Here is a 21,220-nt window from a genome sequence, read left to right on the forward strand (position 1 = left end):
GATAGCCGCGTTCATCGGATAAGGGTTCACCATGATTTGTCGAAACCAACCTCCTCGCATTGCCTGAGTACGCAAAACGCCGGCCATCAACCGGTGGAGAGCACTGCAACAGCCCGACTGCGGATGATATTCTAACCTGCTAGGGAAATATCTTCCCGGCGCTGAGCTATTCCCCGCTGCCTCGCCCAACCCTGGGCGAAGCTCCACAGGCGCGCTGAAGCACGTTCCTTTCCAGCAAGGCGCAAAAGCATAAGCGCCGCCACGGGACGCATATTTTCCATCGGCCGCGCGACCATGCCGACACGCCGAAGATCATCGTCGCCATATTCATCGAAGGAACGCATGGCGGCAATTCCATGCTCCGCCGCATGGGTGAGGATGCCCAGCCTGCCTTGGTCCTCGGGAAAGATCAGACGGGCGCCGGCCTTCTCAAGCGGTGCAATCATCTCGTCAAACATGCGCGGCTGTCTCTGCCGTTCCCATGTTGATATCGACAGGCCGGACAATGCTTCCAAGGGAATCGCATCGAGCGCGGCCAACGGAGAACTTTCGGCGATTATCATTTGAACGGGGAACCACCGCAGCGCGATATACTCAAAACGCTTATCCGGTATCGGCGAGGAGACGGCGAGTATATCGAACTTGCCTTCCCAAAGGCCGTGAAGCAATGCCCGCGTATAGCCCGTCTCGATTTCGAACGAGGCATTGGGGAACGCCGCCTCGAAATCTGCCAGCAGAGCGCTGCGCTCTGGCTGGATGGCATAGACGGCGACTCCAATCCTTGGCGCAGGAGCGCGCTCGAACAACAGCTGCATCGCCAGTGCGCCCGTTTCTTCCGCGGAGTGCAGAAGATCACGAAGCGCCGGAAGCATCGCCTTGCCCTGCGGCGTCAACAAAACCTTGCGCGGAAGCCGCTCCAGCAGCGCAAAGCCAAGTTCATCCTCAATCATCTGCACCCGCCGCGAAATGGCGGGCTGAGACACGCGCAACCGCTCCGCCGCCCGGGAAAAGGATTCCTCATCCACCACGGCGAGAAGGTAACGCAGATAGCGGGTATTGATATTCAATGGCTTCACGCCCGTTGTTCCTTCTCCCTGCGGGAGATCCAGCCCTGGGCAAATTCCCACATCAATGTGCTGACGTGGGTGGGCGCCTGTTTGGGGCGGACAAGCATGAGGGCAACGGGCGGGTCCATTCCCCGAACCGGCCGACGGACAAAGCCGGCACCCGTCAAGGCTTCATCGCTCACGAACGGAATGGGCATTGCGACAATCTGCTGGTGAGTCCGCCCGTGCGTAACCAACCCCATGGGCGTCTGATCCGAAGGATAGGTCAAGATCGCGCCCGCTTCTTCAAGAGGTTGAAGCGCCGTATCGAACAGGCGCGGAAAGCGTTGCCTGCGAATACAAGCGATGGAAACGCCGGCGAGCGCCTCATAAGGAATCTCATCCGTTTGCGACAGTGGCAACTGAAGCGGGACAAGAAGTTCCATCCGGAAATGCCTGATGACGAGATACTCGAAATCATCGTCAGGCGGCGGCCCCACCGAAAATCCGAGGTCGTACCTCGCGCTTAGCAATGCCAAATACAACTCTACCGTATAAATGGTCTCAATCTGAACATGTTTACCAGGGTGAGCGTCCAGAAATGCGTTGATAAGATTTGCCCGCTCCGGATAGTCGGAATACATCGTTACGCCCAACTGGATGGGCCTCTGTTCGCCCTCGCGAATGTCCCGCGCAAGCCGCGCGATTCGATGGCCCCTTCCGACCAGTTCCCGAAAAGGTTCCAGCAGCCGTTGCGCTTCGGAAGTGAGAGCCACCCCATGCGCCGAACGGATCAGGAGCGGGAAACCGAGTTGCGCTTCCAGCGTCTGGATACGCTGCGACAGCGAAGGCTGCGAAATGGCGAGTTTCGTCGCCGCCTTCGAAAAGGACTGCTCCTCCACTATGGTGAGGAAATAGCTCAGGAAACGAAGCTGAAAGTCCACCGCGACCTCTCCGTCGCAGTATAACCAAAAGCTATGGGAAGGAAACCCCAGCCAGCACCGCCAAGTCTGCTGCTAAATGCCATTTTATCCTGAACCGCCCCGGCCTTTCTTTACCGAGGCCTCCTTTAGCGCCATCAGGATGCCCCGACCGGCGTCTCCCGATCAAGCCTGTTACGAATATAGCGACCCCCGAGCATCACAATGTCCAGATATTCATCCGGTCGTGAAAGTATGTCGATATTGGCGACGGGATCCCCGTTCACAACGATGAGATCGGCGTCTGCCCCGGGAATTATCGCGCCGCTGCTTCCCTCCCGTCCGGCGAGCTTTGCCCCGTTTAGCGTCGCCCAGCGCAGCACATCCACTGGCGCAATGCCGTAATCATAGACGTACACAGCGAGTTCCCGGGCATAAATGCCCTCGGCATGTTCCATGCCCATCGCTCCATAATCGTCACCGGGAACGATGGTGATGCCGGCCTCATTCGCACGCTTCAACATCGTCTTCATATTCGTCCACGCGCGATCGTGCTGTTCGGCCTCGTCATGATCCGGCCCACCTGCGTGGCTGACCATTTTGGTAAAGAGCAGACTGGGACAAAAGATCGTACCCTGCTTCACCATCCGCTCTATGCAGCTATCGTCCATATAATCGCCATGGTCGATGATATCGACACCGGCCTCCAGACATTCCAGGATGACCTCTTTCGTCGATGTATGCGCGCGGACCCGCGCATCCCGCTCATGCGCAGCAGTGACGGCCGCGTTCAGCTCCGCCTTGTTGAGCCCACGGTAACGGCTGCTCCAGCCGTAACCATGACCCCCGCTCGGCACCAGCTTTATGATCTCCGCACCACGCCAGATCTCCTGTCGCACCGCCTTGCAAAAAGCCGCCGGACCATCGGCGAAAACATTGTGCCCTATACGGCGCACGTCATGATGCGCCGGTGGGTCCGAACGCCACCAGACACCGCGGTCCTCGTGATCGGCGGTCGCGACCACATGCCTGCTCGCCGCGGTTATGTGAGGCCCAACGATCAGACCGTGTTCCACAGCCATTTTGAGCTGCGCATCCAGATCGTTGCTGCAACTGCCCCCAACCACGCGGGTGACACCGGAGTTGAGCGCGATCCGCAACGCATTGGCACCTGCAAGGGCAAGCAAGGCCGGTGGTAATTCGGTACCCAGATATACGCCCCCTCGCCCCTCGGCGAACATGGGCGGGCCGATGCTGACAAACTCCCCATGCCAATGACCGACCGTCATACCAGGCATCAAGGTGCGGCCGCCCAGATCCAGCCGCTTTTGACCGGCTGGAAACTGTCCATCCCGGTCCACGGCCTTGATTTTCCCGTCTTGGCAGAGAACCGCCATTCCCTGCCCACGAAGTCCGTGGCCATCGAACAGATTCACATTTGTAAACAAGACGGGCTCGACCATTCGGTGCGTCCTTTCCGGCGGCAGCTTTCGCGAAGCGGCAACGGCGGAGACCATGCTGCGCCAACGCCAACAACTGGCCGGAGTGTTTAGGCACGGACGGACCCTGACTGTATTCACCAGAAACGCACCCAGGCTTGCTTGGATTGACACCTCCGTTCGCCGTTTCGCCTCCAGTCAAGCGCGTGCGCAGAAGCAGCGATTGTCCTGGACCGGCCCCTCGGGCGAGGACGCATATGACAAATCAGTCCCTGCCGCTTCGAGTTTACAATGCCGACACCTTATGAAACAGCCGAGCACATTACCCGTGAGATTGGGCGCAAGCGCCGTCCTCAACCGGCGCGGTCTCCTGACGCATAACGAAAAGCAATAATAGCGGGAAAAGGATATTGGACCCAACCTTCGCCAGCACCCAGAATGGCTGACGTAATTGAATTCGAGATGATTTTGCATTGGGAGAGACGAAATGGCAACGATACTGGAACGTTCTGGTATTGCTCCTTCTGAACCGGTCGAAGTTAATTCCGAGAATATGTGGCGTCTCGAAACGCCCGGCGGCAGTGAAAACTGGAACAAATCTCCCTACGCCAAGTCCGATGACAAATATTTCATGATCTCGTGCGACACACATTTGTCGCCCCCTGCCAAGTTATTTCATGAGCGCATGGATTCCAAATTCCATTCGCGGCTCGCCCGTGTAGAAGTTGACGGCGATGGCGTGAAATGGATGGTTGGCCTGGAAAACGGACGCCGCGAAAAAATCTACGAAGCCCCGATGGAGGGTGAAGACAAATATCGCAGCGTCGCCGGCGGCTCTCGCTCCAATACGGCGACCCCCGGCATTGTGGACGACACCGCCATCCGTCTACGCATCGCGGACCAGCTGGCCGACGGCGTCGATGGCGAACTGATATTTCCGAATGGCGCGGGTCAGTTCGTGTTCGGGACGACAGACCCGGAGTTCTGCCTCGCGCTTTCTCGGTGCTATAATGACTGGGCGTGGGAGCTTTGCGGCCCATACAAGGATTTCTGCAATCCTGCCGCGACAATCCCGACGATCGACGTGGCGAATGCGGTCAGCGAGATCGAGCGGGTGGCGAAGATGGGCTACCGGGTTCTGACGCTGCCGTGCAAGCCCGTGTTCGGCCCTTCGGACCCGTCGCACACCAATTATAACCACAAGGATTATGATCCGATGTGGGCGGCCATACAGGATGCTGACCTCGCCTTCACCTTCCATGTCTCCACAGGCCGCGACCCCCGCACCTCGCGCGGCGCGGGCGGCGCAGTCATCAACTACGTGATCCATTCCCTGCTTCCGACCGTAGAGCCGATGGCCAACATCTGCGCGTCGGGCGTGCTTGACCGCTTCCCGAAGCTCCGTTTCGCGCTGATCGAGGCTGGAATAGGCTGGGTAGCCTGGGCGCTTGACGCAATGGACGAGGCTTATCTCAAGCATCACTTCTGGACGCGGCCGAAGTTGAAGCATGGATTGCCGAGCGACTATTATCGCGCCAGCGGCGCCTCGACGTTCAGCGAGGATCGCTCAGGCCTTGCGCTGGTGGAAGATTTCAACCTTGTCCAGAATGCGTTGTGGGCCAACGACTATCCTCACCACGAAGGTACCTGGCCGCATTCCGCCCAGGCGATCGAACGGCAGATGGGCCATCTCAAGGAAGAAACTCGGGCGAAGTTACTTGGCCTGAACGCGGCGCGCATATTGAAGTTCGACATACCTCAGAAATACCGCGCCTGACGGGCAGTCGGCAGGAAGGGCAAACCCTTTCCTGCCCGTTTTCCAACAATATATCCCAGGATTAGCGAATGCCCGCACGGCCGCAGATTCCATCTTATCGTCCATTGCCGGAGCCATCGCCCAAGGCGCTGGCCGATATCCGCATTGTCGATTTTTCCCGCGTGCTGGCGGGACCGTTTGCCACACAGATATTGGGCGATTTCGGCGCCGAGATCATCAAGGTCGAGCAGATCGTGTCCGGTGACGACACACGCAACCTCTTGCCGGAACCGAAGCTCGGCGGGGAGAGCTTTTTCTACCTCGCGCTCAACCGCAACAAGCGCAGTATATCGCTTGATCTGCGAACCGAAGAGGGACGTAAGATTGCGCTGGACTTGATCGCCACCGCCGATGTCGTTCTCGAAAACTTCACGACGCGCGTCATGAAGCAATTCGGGCTGGACTATGATTCGATCAAGGCTCGCTTTCCCCAGCTGATCTATTGTTCGATTTCCGCTTATGGCCGCACCGGCCGCCTGGCAAATGCCGCCGGATATGATTCCGCGATTTCGATGGAAACCGGAGTTTCCGCACTGAATGCGGTCGAAGGCGAGGATCCGGTGCCCGGCGGTGTCCCCTTTGTCGATATCACGACAGCAATGAACGCGACCATCGGTATCCTTGCCGCGCTTCATGCCAGGAAGCTGCACGGCAAGGGACAGTTCATCGAATCCGCAATGTACGACACGGCCATCGCCGACCTGTCGTACAAGGGCTATCAGTTCCTGGCCTCTGGCGAGAGCCCCGTGTCGCTGGGCCGCAAGCCCAAGTTCGGCGTTCCAGGGGGTCAGTTCAGGTGCAGCGACGGCGACATCTGGTTTACGTGCACAGGACAGAAGATGTTCCGCAACTTCTGCGATCAGGTCGTCGAAAAGCCTGAATTGTTCGATGATCCGCGGTTTGATTCGGTCGAGCATCGGAATGCCAACTTTGCCGTTCTGTTCGATCTCCTTGCCGCCCTGTTCAACACCCAGAGTCGCGCTTTTTGGTCGGATCGCCTCAAGCGGGCAGGCATCCCATGCGGTGAAGTGCGCAGCGTCGGCGAAGCGTTGATGGCGCGCGAGACGGCCGAACGGGATATGATCGCGGAAATACCGCATCCCACGGCCGAGCGGATCCCCATTATAAAGTCTCCGATCAAGATGACCCTGACGCCGGCGGTGGACCCTACCCCGCCGCCGCTGCTTGGGCAGCATAGCCGCGAGATATTGAAGAGCGTACTCAACTACAGCGACGCGCAAATAGATGCCCTTGCCGCACAGGGTGTGGTTCAACTTCTGGAAGGCGAACCTGTGCCCCATCCGGTTTCGGGAGACGCCGCGTGACCGAAAAAAAACTTCGCGGCAAGACGGCCATTGTCGGAATAGGTGCATCGCAATTTTACAAACGTGGCACCTCGCCGGACAGCGAGTTCAAACTCACGCTGAAAGCTGTTCTCGCCGCTGCAGAGGATGCAGGCATCGATCCGCGCAAGATCGACGGCTTCAGCTCATTCAACTTCGACCGTAGCGATCCTTCGCGCATGGCCGCGGCGCTGGGCATCGAGGAACTGCGCTTCGCCAACCTGTTCTGGGGCGGCGGCGGGGGTGGTTCCGCGGCCGTTGCGAATGCCGCCGCTGCCGTGATCGCGGGTATCGCGTCCTGCGTGGTCGTTTATCGCGGCATCGTACAGGGGCCGGAAGGCCGATATGGCGACGGGCGCACGATCGGCGCTTATGGCCGCGACGCAGCCTATGTCGCGCCTTATGGCCTCCTCACGCCGATCCAGTGGTACACGATGCGCGTGACGCGCTTCATGCATGAACATGGCATAAATCAGGATGCGCTCAGGGCAATATCCATGACGTCCTATCACCATGCGCAGGCCAATCCCAACGCGCTCATGTATGGAAGGCCGCTTTCCGAACAGGCCTATGATGAATCCCGCTGGATCGTCGAACCGCATCACCTTTTCGATTGCTGCATGGAGAATGACTGCGCGGCGGCCGTCGTTGTCATGTCCGCTGAAGCCGCCAGGGACCTGAAACAGAAACCCGCCTACATAATAGGCGCGGCGCAAGGCTCTGAATATCGCAATCAGGCGCGTATCCACAACGCCCCACGTTATGGATCTGCCAGCTTTTCCACCGTCGCCCCCCGCCTGTTCGCCGAAGCCGGCGTGACCCCTGCCGATGTGGATGTGGCGCAGTCCTATGAGAATTTCACCGGCGGCGTGCTGATGAGCCTGATCGAGCATGGCTTTTGCGCGCCGGACGAAGCCAATGAGTTCTTTACCCTCCAGAATCTCACCGCGCCCTCGGGACGCCTGCCGCTCAACACCAGCGGCGGCAATCTCGCGGAAGCCTATGTGCATGGGATGGGCCATATTCTGGAGGGGGTCAGGCAGATCAGGGGCACTTCCACATCACAGGTGCCGGACGCGAATATCTCGTTCGTCGCGTCTGGTCCGATGGTTTCGCCCTCGTCCAACCTGCTGCTCGGAAGCGGAACAACGCTATGACAGAATCCAAATATTACCTGCCGGAAGGTCTTGGAACTCCTGCCCTCGCCGAGCCAGAACTGGAACGACCCTATTGGGAAGCCACGCTGGAAAGCCGCCTGGTGGTTCAACGCTGCGATACCTGCGGAGGCTGGCAATGGGGGCCGGAATGGATTTGCCACAAGTGTCTGTCATGGGACATGAAATGGAAGGAGGTGACTCCGCGCGGCCGCATCTACAGCTTCGAGCGCGTCTGGCACCCCGTTCATCCGGCCCTGAAGGGCCACACCCCGTTTCTTGCTGTACTGGTCGAACTGCCCGATGCGGGTAATGTGCGCATGCTTGGCAATCTTCTGGGCGATCCGATGCAGCAGGTGCAGATCGGGTCAGAAGTCATAGCCGAATACGAGCACCACAATGAGGCCGGTTCGCCTTATGCCCTTGTCCATTGGCGCGTAGTTCGGGGTGACTGAATTGACTAAAAGTGTCGAAAAAAAATATTTTTTCGATCGGCCGGAAGATGAGCCAAAGGACGCTCATATCTTTGCCGGGCTTTTAGGACGGCGATATAGCTGCAGGGGTTTTCTGCCCGAGCCCGTTCCGCAAAAGACTATCGATTCCTTTTTGCGGATCGCCCAACTCACGGCTTCCTGGTGCAACTCCCAAGCTTGGCAACTCTACATCACAAGTGGAAACGCCACGCGCCGATTCAGCGAAGCATTGATGGCGGCAGCAACATCGCCGGAAGGCCAGTCGCTTGAAACCGACTTTCCGCGTCCCGCTCGCTATAGCGGGCGTTATCAGGAGCGGCGCAGGGAAACGGGCTGGCAACTCTATGAAGCCGTAGGCGTCGCTCACGGCGACCGCGAGGCGTCCGGTCGCCAGACGCTGGAGAATTTCAGGTTTTTTGGTGCGCCACATGTTGCGGTCATCACGTCGGATCGCGACCTGGGGGTGTACGGCGCTGTTGATTGCGGGAGCTATGTCGCCAACTTCATGACCGCAGCGCAATGCTTTGGCGTCGACACCATCGCGCAGGCCGCGATAGCGATGCAGTCCGACACCGTACGACAATTCTTCGACATTCCCGATGATCGGCGAATCGTCTGCGGAATCTCCTTTGGTTATGGCGATCCAGATCACCCGGCCAACAGCTTCCGGACACGCCGCGACGACATCGACGAAATCGTGACCTGGGTGTCGGAATGACCCGCCCGCTGGAAAACGTGAAAATCGTTGAGATCTCGGCGGTCGGACCGGTCGCCCTGTTCGGGACGATCATGGCGGATCTGGGTGCCACCGTTATCCGGATCGACCGTCCGGCCCATGTAGAAGGCCGGAAGGAGGGCGCGCATATAGCCAACCGCCCGGTCGTGGAGCACGACTTAAAGCAGCCGGAGAGCGTGGCCTTTGTGCTCGACCTTGTCGCCGGCGCCGACGTGTTGATCGAAGGCTATCGGCCGGGAGTGATGGAAAGGCTTGGTCTGGGGCCGGACATATGCCTGGCTCGCAACCCGAGGCTGATCTACGCACGCATGACCGGATGGGGGCAGACAGGCCCAATGGCGAGCGAACCGGGCCATGACATAAATTATCTGGCCCTTACAGGCGCTCTTGCCGCTATCGGCCCGAAGGAACAGCCCGTCCCTCCGCTTAATCTCGTGGCGGATTATGGGGGCGGTTCCATGTTTGCCTGTCTTGGTGTCCTCTCAGCGCTGCTGGAGGCGCATCGTAGCGGCAAAGGGCAGGTTCTTGACGTGGCGATGATCGATGGCGTCGGAACGCTCTTTTCGATGCAGTACGAGCGCTACGGTCAAGGATTCTGGAACAACGCCCGACAGTCCAACACGTTGGACGGCGCATGCCCCTATTATCGCTGCTACCAGTGCAAGGATGGCAAATGGGTGGCGGCGGGCGCCCTGGAGATGAAATTCCGCAGGGCTTTAGCCGAAGTGATCTCCGTTCCGGAACTGGGAGAGGAGTCGTCCGGCGACCCCGCGCTTTGGCCAGAACTGTGCGACCGCGTAGCCGCAGTCTTCAAATCGCAGACGCGGGATGAATGGATGGAGCGCATGCATGGCCAAGAGACATGCTGCACCCCTGTGCTGGACATGGAAGAGGCCCCACGGCATCCCCATCATGTCGCGAGAAACGGATTTTTCCACGACGACAACGGCTGGATCCCTTCACCCGCCCCCCGCTTTTCCGGCACCACTCCCACGCGAGCGGTGGCGATGACTCCGGAAGCTGCGCTCGCGGCATTTTCCCGCGCAAAAGACATTTAGCCAGGCCTCGGCCGGGAGAATTCCGGTCGGGCGTCGGACAACCGGGCGAATCGGCGTCACAGGCGGTGCGAGCGCGCCGGGCATACGCCTCAAAGGCGCGCAAATACTGGACTCCCAGCCCATCTATAACCAAATGCAATGACCATGGTAAAATGGCATTGGAATTAGTCTGTGAGCGAACATACCCATAAGGGGTGACACTCGCGGAGCGACATCTCCTGAGCTTTGGAAACCTTCCCTTGAGGAGGCCCGACGCGATGGAAAACCTTTCCCGAATGAGATGCGGGAAGAAGACGCTGCTGCTTTCAAAGGCCGCTCTCGGCAGCGAGCAACAGCGGCATAACGCATTGCCGGAAGGCAGGGGGACGAAACCGGAAAATCCAAGATATTAACAAATGGGGAAAACCCAATAAAAACCTGAGGAGTAGGATAATGACACGGTCTCTTTACGAGTTTAAAGGACGAAATTTTACCGCAGATCACCGGGATATGCTACTCTCCTCAATTCGCCGTGACTTCTATACAGCGGATTGCAGCGTTTATCAGGACAGGGAGGATCTTTACTTCAGCAACTCCAGGTCATTTGCAGGCTATATCCCGATCTCGCGCCACAGAACCATCGGTATCCACACTGTGACACGAAGAACGCTGAAGGAAGTGCGCAGCAACAGCTCCGATACTTTTCTCGTATGGCTGCCGATGCGGGGCGCGATCACCATAACCCAGAATGGGCGGACCGCGACCGTTGAGCCTGGTAGTTTCGCTTTGTCCTATGGCAACGAGCCTCTTTGCATCGGAACTCTTTCCGACGACGAGAGTGAACACCTGTCCTATCAGATCACCGCGCCGGCTCACCTGGTGAGTCAGGCCATTCCCGAGCCACGCCGGCTATGCGCAATTTCTTTTTCAACGACCCAGGGCGGCGCTCGCATCGCGCGGGACCTGTTTCTTTCACTCTATGAAGAGTCCGACAATCTTGACCGCGCTTCCGCCGAAACGCTGGCGCTTTCGGCGCTCAACGCGCTTTTCAGGACTGTCAACCAGGAAGGGGCCGAACAAGGCCGTTCACTCAGCGTTCGCGAAGTGAAGTTGCAACGGCTGATGGATTATCTGGAACTCAATTATTCCGATTCTGAATTGACGACCGAAAAGGTCGCCCGGGATTGTGGCATTTCAACGCGCTACCTGCATTATCTACTGAAGAGCAAGGGAACGCGATTCTATGATTATCTTTGGCAGGCCCGGCTGAACAGTGCATATCAGCAACTGACCGATCCCGCCCTCGCCCGGCGGACCATATCGGAAATCGCCTATGCGATCGGCTTCAAGAGCAGCGCGCATTTCAGTCGCGCCTTCCGCAATCAGTTTTCCAAGTCTCCACGCGAAGTGCGTGAAACACTCAGCAACAAGGCTCAAAAGGACACGGTGAACGACGACGAAACCCAGCGGTGGATGGAGGGTCCGGTCGATGAAGGCGTCACTCGTCCTTCTACGTCCTTGCGTGAAGCGCTGCATCCTCCACTGATGAACTGACAAGAGTCGCCATGTCGTCAGTCCCCGGATGGTTTTCGTTGGGCGTTTGGGTCGCGGCATTTGCCTCCTCACCATCACTGGCCGAAACAGAGCACATCTTGCCCGTTCTCGAAGAGCCGATGCACCGGCTCGTCTTCCGCAATGATCGCATCGACGTCTACAGCGTGAGGATGAATCCCGGCGAGAGCAGCGTCTATCACCGGCACCGGCGCGATCAACTCGGCATCGTCCTGCGCTCCACCCGAAGCTTGGGTCAGATTCTGGGTTCGCAGCCGCAGCCGAACCTTTCCACGCGGGGGGCGATCAGCTATATTCCCCATTCGACGATTGGCGCTCTCACCCACCGCGTCAGCACGCCTTTCGGCAGGGAATTCTGGGTTATCGGCATTGAATTCACCCAGCCCGGCGGACCCGCTGCGACCCGCGCGATGGCAGCCCCGGACCAAGCGGTGCTGGACTTTCCCCAAGGCAAGATAACACGCGTGGAGATCGGACCGGGCTCGCGGCAAACCGTTTCTGGTGATCTCATCGTTGCCCTTACACCTGGCCAGCTTACGATCGACCGGGAGGTCCGGCCATTGTCACTGGAAGAGGGTGCGGTGAAATGGATTGGCGGGGCCAGAGCGCGTTTTACCAACCCGGGACGGCGGCCGGCTTCGCTGATCGTCCTCACGTTGGCCGATCGCTAACGGACGACGCCGATTACCCTTTCCGGCAATTGATGGTGCGCTCGAGGAACGGGCGATCTGACCCCGGAATGGCACTCATGGTGACAGTGCGCGGCTGCATTTTTTGATGAAGGCCGGCGCCGACTTCAGAGGAGGCTGTCCTGGTGAAAACTGCGGCGGAAGACCAGAATGGGATTCGACCTGCGCTTTGCCGCCTTTGCGGATCGTACTGCCCAATCCTCGTTACCGTAGAGAAAGGTCGGGCAACCAAGGTCACCGGTGACCGCAACGCACCGCTTTACGAAGGCTATACCTGCCCCAAGGGGCGCGCCCTTCCTGAACACCACAATGGTCCTAGCCGACTGCTTTCAAGCAGGAAGCGTGGGCCTGACGGAACCTATGCTCCTATCTCGAGCGATGATGCGATGGACGAGATCGCGCAGCGGGTCCAGTCGATCATAGCCCGTCACGGACCGCGATCTGTTGCATTGTACTGGGGCACGGGACTGTGCACCTTCCCGCAGAATGTCAACATCGCCGCGGCCTGGATGGAGGCGATTGGTTCGCCCATGGTTTTCGGCGCGACCGCAATTGACAAGCCGGGCGCGCCAATCGCGCAGGCGTTGCACGGTCACTGGCCTGCCGGGCATCCTCCCTTCGAGGAAGCGGAGGCATGGATTTTAATCGGCCTCAATCCGTTGATCAGCCGATCCGGAGGTTTCCCGCCGAATAACCCGGGCCTGAGATTGAAGGAAGCGGTCGATCGCCGCGGGATGAAGCTGATTGTCATCGATCCTCGGGAGACGGAGACTGCTGGCCGCGCCGATCTCCACCTACAGGCGAGGCCAGGATCCGATCCAGCGATACTTGCCGCGATGATCCACGTGATTCTGCGCGAACGGCTCCAAGATTCCGCTTTTCTTGATGAAAACGTGATGGGGCTTGCGTCTCTAAAGGCAGTGACGGACGATTTTCCGCCCGAACGCGCAGGTGCGATGGCGGGCGTCGATCCGGCCGCGATTGAAGAGACGGCGCGAATATTCGCCAATTCACGATATGCAGGGATCGGTACGGGTGTAGGTCCGAGTTTTTCGCTCACCGGCACATTGACTGACTATCTTGCTAGCTGCCTGATGACGCTATGCGGTTTCTGGTCTCGAGCGGGTGATCGCGTCACCAAGCCGCACGTCCTGCTTCCCGCGTATCAGCCTCGCGCCGAGCCGATGGCCCCCTTTCCGGCGTGGGGAACAGGTGAGCGTCTGCGTATGCGCGGCTTGGGGTACAATGCGGCGGGAATGCCCACTGGGGCGCTGCCCGACGAAATTCTCACCGAAGGCGAAGGCCGCGTTCGCGCCCTCTTCTGTATGGCCGGAAACCCCATGATGGCGTGGCCGGATCAGCATCGCGCGTTCGCTGCGCTGAAGTCGCTCGATCTGCTCGTGACGGCGGACCTTGAAATGTCGGCCACTGCGCGCATCTCGGATTACGTCATTGCCCCGAAGCTGACGCTGGAGATGCCGGGCACATCCGCTCTCGTCGAGAGCGCAAAATACTACGGACATAATCGCGGGATCGAAGGTCCCTATGGCCGATACTTTCCTGCCGTGGTCGCTCCTCCAGAAGGCGCCGACGTCATCGCCGATTGGGAACTGTACTATGGTCTCGCGCAGCGCATGGGCCTGCAGCTGGCGATGAAAACGGCATTCGGCATTGGCCAGCATCTCGAAATCGAAACGCAGATCGATCTGCTGGACATGGTTTCCAAGCCGACCGACGATGACCTCATTGCGCTCGGCTGCCGCAAATCGCGCGTCCCGCTCGACGTGGTCAAAAGCTATCCGCACGGACGGATGTTCAACGAGGCCCAACTGCGAGTCCTTCCACGAACGGCAGAGTGTGAGGCGCGACTGGATATCGGCAATGTACGGATGATGGCAGAACTCGCGGCATTCCAACCACCGCCCTTTGGAGGCTCGGAGGCCAGTCACCGTATCTTCATGATGGTGTCCCGGCGGACGAACCGGATGATGAACTCATCCGGTCGGTTAAATCCGAAGTTGGCCCCTCTGGAACCGACCAATCCCGCCTTTCTACATCCAGACGACATTGCCGACCTTCGCCTTGTTCCGTCCGGTCAGGTGGAAATCACCAGCCGCCACGGCTCGATCACTGCCATAGTCCAGCCTGACGCGGGACTCCTGCGAGGATGCCTGTCGATTACCCAAGGCTTCGGCGGCAATCCGGATGAGACTGACGATCCCGAAGGCTTGGGATGCAATACTGGCCGGCTTTTAAGTGCCGATGCGGAATTCGACCCTATTTCCGGCATCCCTCGCATGGGAGCGGTTCCCGTCCGGATATCGAAGAGGCCGTAGCAGCGCTTTCCATCGCGAGGTTGAAGAGCGGCTTGGCAGCATAATTGCGTCCGGCGATTGAGCTGGCAAGCTTCAGCCGAATATCTTCGGGCTTGGCCGACAGGAAACCAGGTTTATCAGCCAAGCTGCAAACGAACCGGCTTACGAGGTTCATCTGAAACGCGCTCCGCCGCGGCCGCGATGCGCATATCATCCATACGCGACGTCCAGCGTACCGATATGGGGCCGACGATCCAGGCGATGAGCAGCGCAGCGCCGAATGATACCGCCATCGCATAACCGATTCCGGTGGGCGTGGGGAACACAAAGTCAGCAAGCGCACCGACGGCGAGCGGCCCCATGCCGCCCATGGCTGACGTGTAGAGACTGCATATTGCAGTTGCCCTCCCCCTCAGTTCGGGAGGGGCAAACAGCTGGATCGGCGTCAAAGTCGATGACATGACGGCGGCGTTCAGGAACAACCCGATCGCGAACAAGAGCACCGCAAGCCAGGGCGTTGGCGCGATGGGCATCAGGAGCAGCGGGATCGTTGCGAATACGGTGAGCCGCATCGATTGCCGCACCACATGGCTGAGCGCGCGCTCGGGCGTTTTGCAGCTCATCATATAGGTGCCGAGAATGCAGCCGCTCACACCACTCAAGGCGATCATGGGACCCACGGAGAAGCCGACACTCGCCGCATCCATTCCGTGCACGCGGATCATATATGCCGGTGTCCAGGCATAGATCGACATCGCAAGGCTGTTCAGGAACGCATAGAACGACATCATCGTGAAGAGGAACAGCGCATTCTTGCGCAGAAAAGGCCACACGGAAACTTGGCTCGCCGCAATCGCTCCGCCTTTGGGACGGGCAGGTTCCTTCATCAAAAAGAGCACGAGCAGGCCCAGCAGAATGCCTGGAAGACCGATTATGATGAAAAGGCCGCGCCAAGGCTCGAACACGCCGATGACCGGCAGCACCACGCCTTCATAAGGCGCCATCAATGCCAGAAGCGCGCCGCCAAATAATAATGCCAGGCCGCTGCCAAGGTAAGGCGACGTCATGAACAGGGCGGCCGCCCGCGGCAAGGTGGAACGCGGCGCTACATCCGACAGGATCGAGAGCACGGCCATCGGCACCACCGCCTCGGCCACCGCGAGGCCTGTCCGCGCGAGGAGCAGCATTGTGAAACTTTGCGCCAGGCCACACATGATGGTCATCACGCACCAGGCAATGACGGCGAGGCCGATCAACCGCACGCGGTTGCCGGTATCCACCCGCCGCGCAGTGAGCAGCGCGGAGGCCGCAAGCACCATCGAAAAGCCAAAGCCCTGGAGGAACCCGATCTGCACGTCGCTTAGATTCAGGCTGGCTTTGACAGGCCCGACAACCAGACTAAGCAGTTGCCGATCGACGTAAGACAAAATGTAAATCAGGTTGAAAACCAGCAACAGTCGTGCCCACGGCGGCAAGCTGCGCCGCCCCTCGCGCGCTGCGGCTGGGCTGAGCGAAGACATTTCAGGCGCGATCGACACAACAGGCCTCATTCCTTGTGCCGTGACGCCGAACCGGCCCGATCACGCCAGAGCAGAACATGGAAACAATCCAACCTTCAGCTGGCAGCCTTGGCTTTGCCTTGCCGGATTGTTCCAGAAAGTCCCTTTTGGGTGGCCGAGCGGAACGTCTCGGATTCGTGTGAAAGCTGGTGCGTATCGAAATGCGCCTGGATGGAGTTACGAAAACCCTGAATATCCAGCAGGCGATTGATCGATTTCTTCATGAGACGCAGACCGAAGGGCGGCGCATTGGCGATGCGTGCCGCCAGCTCCATTGTGGCGGTCTCCAATTCGCCTCGCGGCACCACGCGATTGACCATGCCGGCGGCCATCGCATCCGCCGCAGTCAATTTACCACCCGTGTAGAGCAATTCCTTGGCCTTGCGCGCCCCAAGCACCCAAGGATGCACGAGCACCTCGACGGATGCCGCGCCGATGCTGTGAGCGACCGGGTCCGCGAAATAAGCATCCTCAGACGCCACAATCAGATCACACATGTTCACGAGCATGAAACCGGCAGCTATGCAGGCGCCGTGCACCTCCGCGATCGTGGGCTTTTTCAGATCCCAGATGCGAAGGCAGTAATTCAGATAATGCTCTTCTTCCCATTCCCAACGCTGTTCCACTGAAAGGCTGGGACGGTCCCGCTGCGATTCCTTCAGGTCGTGACCGGCGGAGAAGTGCGCGCCTTCGGCGGCGAGGATAACGACCCGGACATTGGAATCGCTCTCCGCGCGGCGCATTGCGTCATCCAATTCCTCCAGCAGCTGTCGGCCCTGGGCATTGCGGTGCTCGGGCCGGTTCAACGCAATGCGGCAAACGCCATCATTGGTGGCGTAGAGTATCTGCTCATAGACCATCGCTTGTCCCTTCGGAACTGAAGCCCGGAATCTCAGGTGAAAGGTTTGACGTAATTCAACTGATCTCCGGCCCAGCCCTGCGTGATCGGAACCGAGAAATAGAGCTCGAGACCCATCTGCCTGATCCGCCACCCTTCTGATGTGCGCGTGTAAATCTCGTCGAAACGGGCAGCGACCATCACACTATCGCCGTCCTGCGCGTAGCGGGCATCCAGATAAGAGACGCCGGTCGCCTCGTCGCCATCCACCTCCACCAGATGATTGTGAATGAATTGCTTCACCAGCGGCAGATTGCGGGGAATACGAAGAAACAGCTCGTTTATTTCCCTTCGGCCGCGCGCGCGAGAGATGTAGCCGAAGTCGACATAGGCATCTTCCGTAAAAAGTTCCCACATGCGGTCGAAATGACCGTCATTGGTGTTTATGTGGTAACGCATACGAAGCTGACGGATCTCTTCTATATCCTCCAGATGCCTTATTCTGTCTTCAAGAGATTTGGACATTTTCATTCCTGAACCGGACCATAAATCATGAATTCGCGAATTTTGACGGTGGAGTTGAAACATAGACCGTCTTGACTTCAAGAAAATTGCGGAAGCCTTCCACGCCGCCTTCCCGGCCGAGGCCGGACTGCTTGAATCCCCCAAACGGCATGTGCCAATCAATGGCCCGGATGTTATGGCCGACATTGCCGGTGCGCATCCGTCGGGCAATCGCATAAGCCGCGTCCACATCGCTTGTGAAGACGCCGCCATGCAGCCCATAATCGCTGTCGTTTGCGATACGAACGGCATCATCCAGGCCGTCATGCGCGATCACGCTCGTCACGGGTCCGAAAATCTCCTCCCGCGCGATCGTCATGCTCTGGCTTACGTCCGCAAAAACCGTGGGCTGGATGTAAAAGCCGCTGTTGAGGTCAGCCGGTCGCGCCCCGCCGCACACCAGCTTTGCGCCTTCCTCGCGCCCCTTTCTGATATAGCCCTGGACGCGTTCAAGCTGACGTTCCATGGCAAGCGGACCAATCTGCGTTCCTTCGTCAAAGGGGTTTCCGACCCTCATTCCGGAAACCGCCTCCGCCAGCATTTCGCTGTACATCTTCACCTGCGCCCTGGGAACGATCACGCGCATCAGCGCCGCACAGACCTGTCCGGTATTCATCGTCGCCTCACCGGCAAGACGGCTGACGGCAAGCTCGGGATCGGCGTCGTCCAGAACGATGGCGGCCGACTTTCCGCCCAGTTCCAGGCTTACCCTTGCCACGCGATCCGCCGCGGTGCGCAGGATGTGTTTGCCAACCGCGGTGCTGCCGGTGAAGCTGATCTTGTCCACGTCGCGGTGACGGATCAGATGATCGCTGGTCTCGCGATCGGCCGTTACCAGATTGAATACGCCCGCGGGGACGCCGGCAGCCTCAATGCATTCCGCCAGGATATAGGAATCCAGGGGCGTTTCGGGCGCCGGCTTCAAAATGACAGTGCAGCCCGCCACCAGTGCGGGGGCAACCTTCAAGGCCGCCAGCAGACTCGGCCCGTTCCAGGGCACAATCGCCGCGACGACCCCGGCGGGTTCGCTGACTACAATTGCATATTCGCCATTGGTCCTGCGGCGTAGATCTTCAACGGGATAGGATTCACCGATAGCGGCATAATCGTCGAACAACGCCGCAGCACGTTCCGCCACAGCACGCGCCATCGGCAATGGCGCGCCCATTTCCAGCGTGGTCGCCCAAGCGGTTTCCGCAAGCCGTTCGTGCAGCAAAGCGCCGATCCGGCGCACGATCGCGGCACGTTCGGCGATGGGCATCCGAGGCCATGGTCCATTGTCAAAGGCATTCCGCGCCGCACGCACAGCCGCTTCCACGTCCCGCGGGCCGCCGGCGGCTACGCGGGCTCCGACCTTGCCGTCAACGGGAGAAATTACGTCCAGCCCCTGCCCTTCGACGGGATTTTTCCATTCCCCGCCAATGAACAACCGCTCTGGATTGGCGAGCCTGAAGCCCTGATCCCCGTCATGAAGCCCCGTTGCCATTCAACCCTCCGCTGGACTGTCGCTTCGCATAAGCGCGGCCTCGACCGAACGCTTCTGAACCAGCTATGGGCGACATGGCGCGCCATCACAACCGGTGAGGCGGCGAGCAGCCCGCGCTTGCTCGACGGGGCACAAGGCAATGCCACTCAAGTAAACAGCGCCGCGTCAAATCTGTTAGCAAGATACTGAAACCAAGGGCACGAAACCCGGGCCGTTCGTGATAGGGAGAAATGTGTTGCGCGCTGCTGTGATGAGGGAATTTCGCGGCGATCTATCGATCGAAGAAATCGAGATCGATGAACCGCGGGCCGACGAAGTCCTGATCCGCACAGTGGCCTCGGGCATTTGTCATACCGATTTGACCTATTGGGGCGGAAGACACCCCCACCCCTTGCCGATGATCCTGGGCCACGAAGGCTGCGGCATCGTGGAAGCAGTGGGCAAAGGCGTCACCAATGTCGCGGTCGGAGACGCCGTCGTCACATGCATGACAAGCTTCTGCGGTCATTGCGACCATTGTGTCACCGGAAATCTCGTTCTCTGCGAAAGTCCGGAGCGTGACCGGGCGCCGAACGCCAAGCCCAAGATCACCGCAAGAGGAGAAAAGCTGCACCCTTACGGGCGGCTGGGCAGCTTTGCCGAGAAAATGCTGGTGTATAAAAACAGCTGCGTGCGCATACGGTCCGACGTGCCGCTGGATAAAGCGTCAGTGGTCGGCTGCGGCGTCCTGACAGGGGTGGGTGCGGTCATCAATACCGCCAAGGTGCAGCCGGGCCAGTCTGTCGCGGTTCTCGGATGTGGCGGCGTGGGTCTGTCGGCAATCAACGGCGCAGTGATCGCCGGAGCTGGCCGGATCATCGCAATTGACTCCCAGCCTCAAAAACTGGAGCTGGCCCGTGCGTTCGGGGCGACCGACACTGTGGACGCAAGCATGGGCAATGCCGCCGAGCAGGTCACGCAGATGACGCATGGCGGGGTGGACGTGGCGTTCGAGGCCGTCGGCACGGCACTGACTGCCCAATCCGCCTTTGCAATGATTCGACGGGGTGGCGCCATGGTCCTTGTCGGCATGCTGCCGCCCGATGAGAATGTCTCCTTTCCGGGCAAGGAGTTCGTTTACGGGAAAAAGGTCATCGGCAGTATGCTGGGATCAAATCGCTTTCCCCACGACATTCCGCAGCTCATCGATTTCTACGTGCAGGGAAAGCTGAAACTCGACGAGCTTGTCTCACAGCGCGTCCGTCTGGAAGACGTCAACGAGGCATTGCAGCAAGTAGGAAAAGGCGGGGTGGCACGTTCTGTAGTCGTATTCGATTAAGAGGTGGGCGACCCGGTCAGGTCGCCAGCAGCCCTCCATCTACATAGAGTTCCGCACCACTGATGTAGGATGCCTCGTCCGATGCGAGGAACAACACCGCGTTCGAGACTTCTTCCAGTTCGCCGGTACGCCTGAGCGGCACCCTCGAAAGCAGGGATTCCGCCACTTCCACTCGCTTGGAGCCGAGCATCGGTGGAAGGACGCCGGGATGCACGGAGTTTACCCTGATCTTCTTGGGACCATATTCTGCCGCGGCCGCCTTGGTCAGCGTTCTGACCCCGCCTTTTGAAGCGTTGTAGCCGATGTGGACGCCGGGATTGCCTATATTGGCTGAAATGGATGCTATGTTCACGATCGCCCCACCCCGGCCGTCCATTCGACGCACAGCCGCGCGTATCCCGAGGAAAGCCCCGCGCAGGTTTACGGCCACCAACCGATCGAACAGTCCGATCTCATCCACGTCCTGAACGCCCGCACCGGTAAGCCCCGCGTTGTTGACCAGAATATCAAGCGCGCCAAACCGGCTGACGGCTGCGTCCATCACCCTGTCCCAGTCCGCCTCGCTGGAGATGTCGAGCCGCTCGAAAACCGCCTTGCCGCCCTTCGCAACAATATCTTCGGCAACGGCCCGTCCCTCTGCCTCCAGTACATCGGCGACAATGACCGAAGCGCCCTCGCGTCCAAATAGGCGCGCGTGCGACGCGCCCATGCCGGAAGCGGCCCCCGTGATAATCGCAACCTTTCCATTGAGCCGCATATCTCTCTCCTGCCGCCGCTAGTCATATCGTTTTCGTTTTCTGACTGTGACCGCTGCCGGAGCGCGCGTCCATTGAGGCGACTTTACCACCTCTGCATTTCGCATTGATCGAACATGATAGTGTTTTGACGCACCCTGATCCGGGCTCCACTCTAATT

18 protein-coding genes are annotated in these 21,220 nt (G+C 59.3%); 10 read left to right on the forward strand and 8 right to left on the reverse strand.

Features of this window, described 5'->3' with window-relative positions:
• Window positions 1-131: 131 nt before the first annotated feature.
• The 3 genes from BSL82_RS08545 to BSL82_RS08555 form a co-directional block, all read right to left on the reverse strand.
• A complete protein-coding gene (locus tag BSL82_RS08545) occupies window positions 132-1,076 on the reverse strand; it encodes a LysR family transcriptional regulator (protein WP_072596897.1) in 945 nt (314 codons plus the stop codon).
• Window positions 1,073-1,990, reverse strand: a complete 918-nt coding sequence (locus tag BSL82_RS08550) for a LysR family transcriptional regulator (RefSeq protein WP_072596898.1) — start codon at window positions 1,988-1,990, stop codon at window positions 1,073-1,075. Before BSL82_RS08550 ends, BSL82_RS08545 begins: the two co-directional genes overlap by 4 nt.
• Window positions 1,991-2,124: 134 nt before the next feature.
• Window positions 2,125-3,429 (reverse strand): amidohydrolase family protein, encoded by a 1,305-nt coding sequence (locus tag BSL82_RS08555; protein ID WP_072596899.1) that lies wholly within the window; start codon window positions 3,427-3,429, stop codon window positions 2,125-2,127.
• Between the two features lie 529 nt (window positions 3,430-3,958).
• Between BSL82_RS08555 and BSL82_RS08560 the strand changes: the two genes are divergently transcribed.
• The 9 genes from BSL82_RS08560 to BSL82_RS08600 all read left to right on the forward strand — a co-directional run bounded on the left by BSL82_RS08560 (window position 3,959) and on the right by BSL82_RS08600 (window position 14,561).
• Entirely contained in the window at window positions 3,959-5,182 is a 1,224-nt protein-coding gene (locus BSL82_RS08560) for an amidohydrolase family protein (protein WP_226998675.1), read from the forward strand.
• A 104-nt stretch (window positions 5,183-5,286) separates the two neighbouring features.
• The gene (locus BSL82_RS08565) at window positions 5,287-6,546 is read left to right on the forward strand and encodes a CaiB/BaiF CoA transferase family protein (RefSeq protein ID WP_226998676.1); all 1,260 of its coding nucleotides are present in this window, start codon (window positions 5,287-5,289) and stop codon (window positions 6,544-6,546) included.
• Complete coding sequence (locus BSL82_RS08570) at window positions 6,543-7,721, forward strand: thiolase C-terminal domain-containing protein (RefSeq protein ID WP_072596903.1); 1,179 nt, start codon at window positions 6,543-6,545, stop codon at window positions 7,719-7,721. Before BSL82_RS08565 ends, BSL82_RS08570 begins: the two co-directional genes overlap by 4 nt.
• Window positions 7,718-8,173, forward strand: a complete 456-nt coding sequence (locus BSL82_RS08575; protein ID WP_083579116.1) for a Zn-ribbon domain-containing OB-fold protein — start codon at window positions 7,718-7,720, stop codon at window positions 8,171-8,173. Before BSL82_RS08570 ends, BSL82_RS08575 begins: the two co-directional genes overlap by 4 nt.
• Window positions 8,166-8,909, forward strand: a complete 744-nt coding sequence (locus BSL82_RS08580) for a nitroreductase (RefSeq protein ID WP_226998677.1) — start codon at window positions 8,166-8,168, stop codon at window positions 8,907-8,909. Before BSL82_RS08575 ends, BSL82_RS08580 begins: the two co-directional genes overlap by 8 nt.
• A 17-nt stretch (window positions 8,910-8,926) precedes the next feature.
• Window positions 8,927-9,985, forward strand: coding sequence for a CaiB/BaiF CoA transferase family protein (locus tag BSL82_RS08585; protein ID WP_237267738.1), 1,059 nt, complete (start codon window positions 8,927-8,929; stop codon window positions 9,983-9,985).
• 432 nt (window positions 9,986-10,417) lie between these two features.
• Window positions 10,418-11,518 (forward strand): helix-turn-helix domain-containing protein, encoded by a 1,101-nt coding sequence (locus BSL82_RS08590; RefSeq protein WP_226998678.1) that lies wholly within the window; start codon window positions 10,418-10,420, stop codon window positions 11,516-11,518.
• Window positions 11,519-11,616: 98 nt separating this feature from the next.
• Complete coding sequence (locus BSL82_RS08595; protein WP_158010756.1) at window positions 11,617-12,207, forward strand: hypothetical protein; 591 nt, start codon at window positions 11,617-11,619, stop codon at window positions 12,205-12,207.
• 143 nt (window positions 12,208-12,350) lie between these two features.
• Window positions 12,351-14,561, forward strand: a complete 2,211-nt coding sequence (locus BSL82_RS08600) for a molybdopterin-containing oxidoreductase family protein (RefSeq protein WP_083579117.1) — start codon at window positions 12,351-12,353, stop codon at window positions 14,559-14,561.
• A gap of 116 nt (window positions 14,562-14,677) precedes the next feature.
• On the opposite strand, the gene BSL82_RS08605 is transcribed toward BSL82_RS08600, so the two are convergent.
• The 4 genes from BSL82_RS08605 to BSL82_RS08620 all read right to left on the reverse strand — a co-directional run bounded on the left by BSL82_RS08605 (window position 14,678) and on the right by BSL82_RS08620 (window position 18,987).
• Window positions 14,678-16,060, reverse strand: a complete 1,383-nt coding sequence (locus tag BSL82_RS08605; RefSeq protein WP_072598692.1) for an MFS transporter — start codon at window positions 16,058-16,060, stop codon at window positions 14,678-14,680.
• Between the two features lie 95 nt (window positions 16,061-16,155).
• Window positions 16,156-16,959 (reverse strand): enoyl-CoA hydratase, encoded by an 804-nt coding sequence (locus BSL82_RS08610; RefSeq protein ID WP_072596910.1) that lies wholly within the window; start codon window positions 16,957-16,959, stop codon window positions 16,156-16,158.
• A gap of 32 nt (window positions 16,960-16,991) precedes the next feature.
• Window positions 16,992-17,468 carry a nuclear transport factor 2 family protein gene (locus tag BSL82_RS08615; protein WP_226998679.1) on the reverse strand — a complete coding sequence of 159 codons (477 nt, stop codon included), beginning with the start codon at window positions 17,466-17,468 and terminating at the stop codon, window positions 16,992-16,994.
• 19 nt (window positions 17,469-17,487) lie between these two features.
• Window positions 17,488-18,987: an aldehyde dehydrogenase gene (locus BSL82_RS08620; protein ID WP_072596913.1), complete on the reverse strand. Its 1,500-nt coding sequence runs from the start codon at window positions 18,985-18,987 to the stop codon at window positions 17,488-17,490.
• 232 nt (window positions 18,988-19,219) lie between these two features.
• Here BSL82_RS08620 and BSL82_RS08625 point away from each other — a divergent pair, with 232 nt between their 5' ends.
• Complete coding sequence (locus BSL82_RS08625; protein ID WP_226998680.1) at window positions 19,220-20,305, forward strand: Zn-dependent alcohol dehydrogenase; 1,086 nt, start codon at window positions 19,220-19,222, stop codon at window positions 20,303-20,305.
• 16 nt (window positions 20,306-20,321) lie between these two features.
• Here BSL82_RS08625 and BSL82_RS08630 read toward each other — a convergent pair whose 3' ends face one another.
• Window positions 20,322-21,062, reverse strand: a complete 741-nt coding sequence (locus BSL82_RS08630) for an SDR family NAD(P)-dependent oxidoreductase (protein WP_072596917.1) — start codon at window positions 21,060-21,062, stop codon at window positions 20,322-20,324.
• Window positions 21,063-21,220: the final 158 nt, after the last annotated feature.

Origin of the sequence: Tardibacter chloracetimidivorans, assembly GCF_001890385.1 — a bacterium.
GTDB classification, from domain to species: Bacteria; Pseudomonadota; Alphaproteobacteria; order Sphingomonadales; family Sphingomonadaceae; genus Tardibacter; species Tardibacter chloracetimidivorans.

What these genes read in the sequence shown, in the direction of transcription:
- BSL82_RS08555 (WP_072596899.1), bottom strand. Translation starts at nt 3,429, where the DNA reads ATGGTCGAGCCCGTCTTGTTTACAAATGTGAATCTGTTCGATGGCCAC.
- BSL82_RS08560 (WP_226998675.1), top strand. Translation starts at nt 3,959, where the DNA reads ATGTGGCGTCTCGAAACGCCCGGCGGCAGTGAAAACTGGAACAAATCT.
- BSL82_RS08575 (WP_083579116.1), top strand. Translation starts at nt 7,718, where the DNA reads ATGACAGAATCCAAATATTACCTGCCGGAAGGTCTTGGAACTCCTGCC.
- BSL82_RS08590 (WP_226998678.1), top strand. Translation starts at nt 10,418, where the DNA reads ATGACACGGTCTCTTTACGAGTTTAAAGGACGAAATTTTACCGCAGAT.
- BSL82_RS08605 (WP_072598692.1), bottom strand. Translation starts at nt 16,060, where the DNA reads ATGTCTTCGCTCAGCCCAGCCGCAGCGCGCGAGGGGCGGCGCAGCTTG.
- BSL82_RS08610 (WP_072596910.1), bottom strand. Translation starts at nt 16,959, where the DNA reads ATGGTCTATGAGCAGATACTCTACGCCACCAATGATGGCGTTTGCCGC.
- BSL82_RS08615 (WP_226998679.1), bottom strand. Translation starts at nt 17,468, where the DNA reads ATGAAAATGTCCAAATCTCTTGAAGACAGAATAAGGCATCTGGAGGAT.
- BSL82_RS08620 (WP_072596913.1), bottom strand. Translation starts at nt 18,987, where the DNA reads ATGGCAACGGGGCTTCATGACGGGGATCAGGGCTTCAGGCTCGCCAAT.
- BSL82_RS08630 (WP_072596917.1), bottom strand. Translation starts at nt 21,062, where the DNA reads ATGCGGCTCAATGGAAAGGTTGCGATTATCACGGGGGCCGCTTCCGGC.